Raw genomic sequence first — 3151 nt, forward strand, 5'->3', positions numbered from 1 at the left:
TTCCCACGATAATGACGTCATAATATTCATTCATTTTATTTATACCTCTTTCCCGATCAGGTTTTTATTGCTTTTGTCATTATACAGCTTGACATATCAGGTGTCAAGACACCTGATATGTCAATGTTAATATACAACCTAAAAGAGCACAAAAAAAGGATTCAGACAGTCACTATCCGAATCCCTGTTTTGTGCTTTTTAAATCAATGATACCTTTAAACCTGCTGCAAGGCAGTTTTTTATTTATTTTCTAGTTTGCAGTGCAGCTTTTTCTAAGCCTTCAGCAAAATATCCGTCAGCTTTGCAAACTGTTCCAGTGTCAGTGCCTCACCTCGCACAGACGGTGAAAATCCCGCCTCTGCAATGGCTGCCGCAATCTGATCCTTTGTAAAATTCAGCTCAGAAGAATTGTTCAGCCCATTCTGAAGTGTCTTACGGCGCTGATTAAAGGACGCTCTGATAATCTTAAACAGCATCTTCTCATCCTTCACCTGAACCGGCGGTTCTTCGTAACGTGTCAGACGAATCACTGCAGAATCCACATTTGGGCGCGGCATAAAACAGTTACAAGGCACATTGGCCACGATATACGGCTCTGCATAATACTGCACAGCCAGAGATAATGCACCATAGTCCTTGGAACCCGGACCGGATTTCATACGGGCCGCCACTTCCTTCTGCACCATGACCGTCACATTGGCCAGCGGCACATGCTGCTCAAATAATGCCATAATAATCGGTGTTGTAATATAGTACGGCAGATTGGCTACAACCTTAATCGGTCTGCCGCCATTTTCCTCCTGCACCAGCTTCTCCAGATCTAGAGACAGCACATCCGCGTGAATCACCTTTACATTGTCATAATCTGCCAGTGTTTCCTGTAAAATAGGCAGAAGATTTCTGTCGATTTCCACAGCAACTACCTTGCCTGCTGCCTCTGCCAGATACTGTGTCATGGTTCCGATACCCGGACCGATTTCCAGCACCATGTCGTCTTTTGTCACACCGGCTCCGGCAATAATCTTGTCCAGAACATGTCCGTCAATCAGGAAATTCTGGCCAAACTTCTTCTGGAAACAGAATTCATATTTCTTTATAACCTCAATCGTTCTCTGTGGATTGGATAGCTTTTCCATAAATACAAAAATACCTTTCTAAATAAACAATTTACCTTTTATACTGTTTTCTGTTAAGAATTTTCATTTTCTTTTCAGAAAGCGGTCACACATTCGCCACATTTCTTCTCTATAATAAAGCCATAAAAAAACAAAAGCAAGTGCTAATAACACATTATATAGATTTTTTCTTTTTCATAACCGGATGCGGCCGCGTGCAATGACTTTTGAACAAAGCGGCCCATCCAATCCTCTCTTTTTGAATATTACAGAGCTGTCAGGAAACTGGCAGCTCTGATGTCATATTGGCAAGAAAATCTCTCAGCCAGCTTTCGACCTTCTTCGGCACCGGCAGGCCGCACAGATTGTCAGCATTAAAAATTCACAAAAAAGGTACTCCATGGTCGACAAAAGCTACAGTATGTACGCGGCGTTATTTTTTCCATTTTCTTACCTTCCTACGAGAAAAGAACACACCTTTCTTATACGGTGCAGGACAATATTTCGATCCATTACCAAGCATATAACGATAGTTTTCATATCTTTTTATCGCCAGTTCATCCCACGTGTAGAACCTCTGGAATTTTAAAAATTTCGCCACACAGCCCTGTTTGCTCATGATTAATATTCTGCCCAGAGCAGACCAATCCATCCACATTTCCTCCTAAAGTGAACACAAAATCAATTAGAAAATGAATCAACATCAAACGGTAATTCATATGTCTGACCCTCAAGATATATTTTATAATCATTCGTAATATCATACATATATCCATAATACGCCTGATCATACGCCTCTATGTCCTTATAATGCCCGACTTTCTCGCTCGTTTGAACAAAACTTGTTCCAAGATTATCTTTAATATCAACAATATCATCTGCGCATTCAGTCATTTTCACGCCTGACAAATAATAATCTTTTGTTCCTTTAACATATTCTACTATAAGACTTGTACCTGTTATATTTTTTGCCTTTACATCATGATTGCCAGGGAATTTGTATCCATCTGGTACTTTCTTGAAGTATTCTGTCTCATAACGGATCTTGCCGTGCTTCTCCTTTTTTTCTATTACCAAACACGACTCCTCTCCCTCTATAATCTTATCTACTTTTATTTTAGACATTGGCCATACTTCATACGCTAATGCCTGTTCCGGACTTTTAAATGTGATAAATAAATTTTCCACAGGAAAAGCACCTACATAGGGTACGATTACCAAAAACATAATGGTTCCAAAAATTCTTATTAACGTAATTTTTCTGGTTCTCTTAATCTTGTTCTGCCGTATTTTTATACTCATTCCCATCATCACAATAAAAATGATGATTTCAATAATCATTCTAATGGCAATCATATGTATTCTCTCCTCGTACTCTGTCTCAATAGATACCCCGCCCGGAAAGCGGGGCATCTGGAACCAATGCAACTAAAACTTGACCTTTGGCATCCTTACACTCTCCGGCAGCCAGCTTTTCACCAGTGCATATGTCTCTTCTGTACATTCACATCCTACCGTTCCGGAAAATATAAAATCACTCAGACATTTCTTCTTTTTCTTAAAAGTCATGACAAAATCTACACCGGCCTCATTTTTTCTCGTTGTTCCAAATTCCACTTCATAGTACTCATCCCAGTTGAAATGAACTGTCCATATTTTAAAGTTAAAAAAAGTAATTGTAACTCCCGTTTCATCTATAACATATGCCTTCGAAACTTTTATAAAGAAATTCAACATAATTAAATAAATTGCTCCCATACAAATAATGGTTTCACAAACTCCTGTTCCCTCTCTACAAAACACCCAACCACAAAAAACTATAATTATTAATAGCCCTATAGAAACTCCTAAAAAGCCCTTATTGGCATCCTTTTCAGGTAAACCGCCTCTTATCTATTTCATGACTTTCTCCTCCCTGGCATAACCAAATCTTTTCGAGGCAGCAGCCAATTCTGCTGCCTCTTAATTATACCATCTCCTTTTGCGCTTTGAAAAGATATGCCAGTACATTAAGTCGCATATTTCCATCTTTCCAC

4 protein-coding genes are annotated in these 3151 nt (G+C 39.2%); all 4 read right to left on the bottom strand.

Annotation, left to right across the window (positions count from 1 at the left end):
* Positions 1-272 precede the first annotated feature (272 nt).
* Entirely contained in the window at positions 273-1136 is an 864-nt protein-coding gene (gene rsmA / locus WMO25_RS16560; RefSeq protein WP_117528771.1) for a 16S rRNA (adenine(1518)-N(6)/adenine(1519)-N(6))-dimethyltransferase RsmA, read from the bottom strand.
* A gap of 412 nt (positions 1137-1548) precedes the next feature.
* Positions 1549-1767 (bottom strand): hypothetical protein, encoded by a 219-nt coding sequence (locus tag WMO25_RS16565; protein WP_256167565.1) that lies wholly within the window; start codon positions 1765-1767, stop codon positions 1549-1551.
* Between the two features lie 29 nt (positions 1768-1796).
* Positions 1797-2471 carry a hypothetical protein gene (locus tag WMO25_RS16570; protein ID WP_349086261.1) on the bottom strand — a complete coding sequence of 225 codons (675 nt, stop codon included), beginning with the start codon at positions 2469-2471 and terminating at the stop codon, positions 1797-1799.
* 72 nt (positions 2472-2543) lie between these two features.
* Positions 2544-2732, bottom strand: a complete 189-nt coding sequence (locus tag WMO25_RS16575) for a hypothetical protein (protein ID WP_349086262.1) — start codon at positions 2730-2732, stop codon at positions 2544-2546.
* Positions 2733-3151 lie beyond the last annotated feature (419 nt).

The sequence above is a fragment of the Coprococcus intestinihominis genome (genome assembly GCF_040096555.1).
GTDB classification, from domain to species: domain Bacteria; phylum Bacillota; class Clostridia; order Lachnospirales; family Lachnospiraceae; genus Coprococcus_A; species Coprococcus_A intestinihominis.

What these genes read in the sequence shown, in the direction of transcription:
- rsmA (WP_117528771.1), bottom strand. Translation starts at nt 1,136, where the DNA reads ATGGAAAAGCTATCCAATCCACAGAGAACGATTGAGGTTATAAAGAAA.
- WMO25_RS16565 (WP_256167565.1), bottom strand. Translation starts at nt 1,767, where the DNA reads ATGGATTGGTCTGCTCTGGGCAGAATATTAATCATGAGCAAACAGGGC.
- WMO25_RS16570 (WP_349086261.1), bottom strand. Translation starts at nt 2,471, where the DNA reads ATGATTGCCATTAGAATGATTATTGAAATCATCATTTTTATTGTGATG.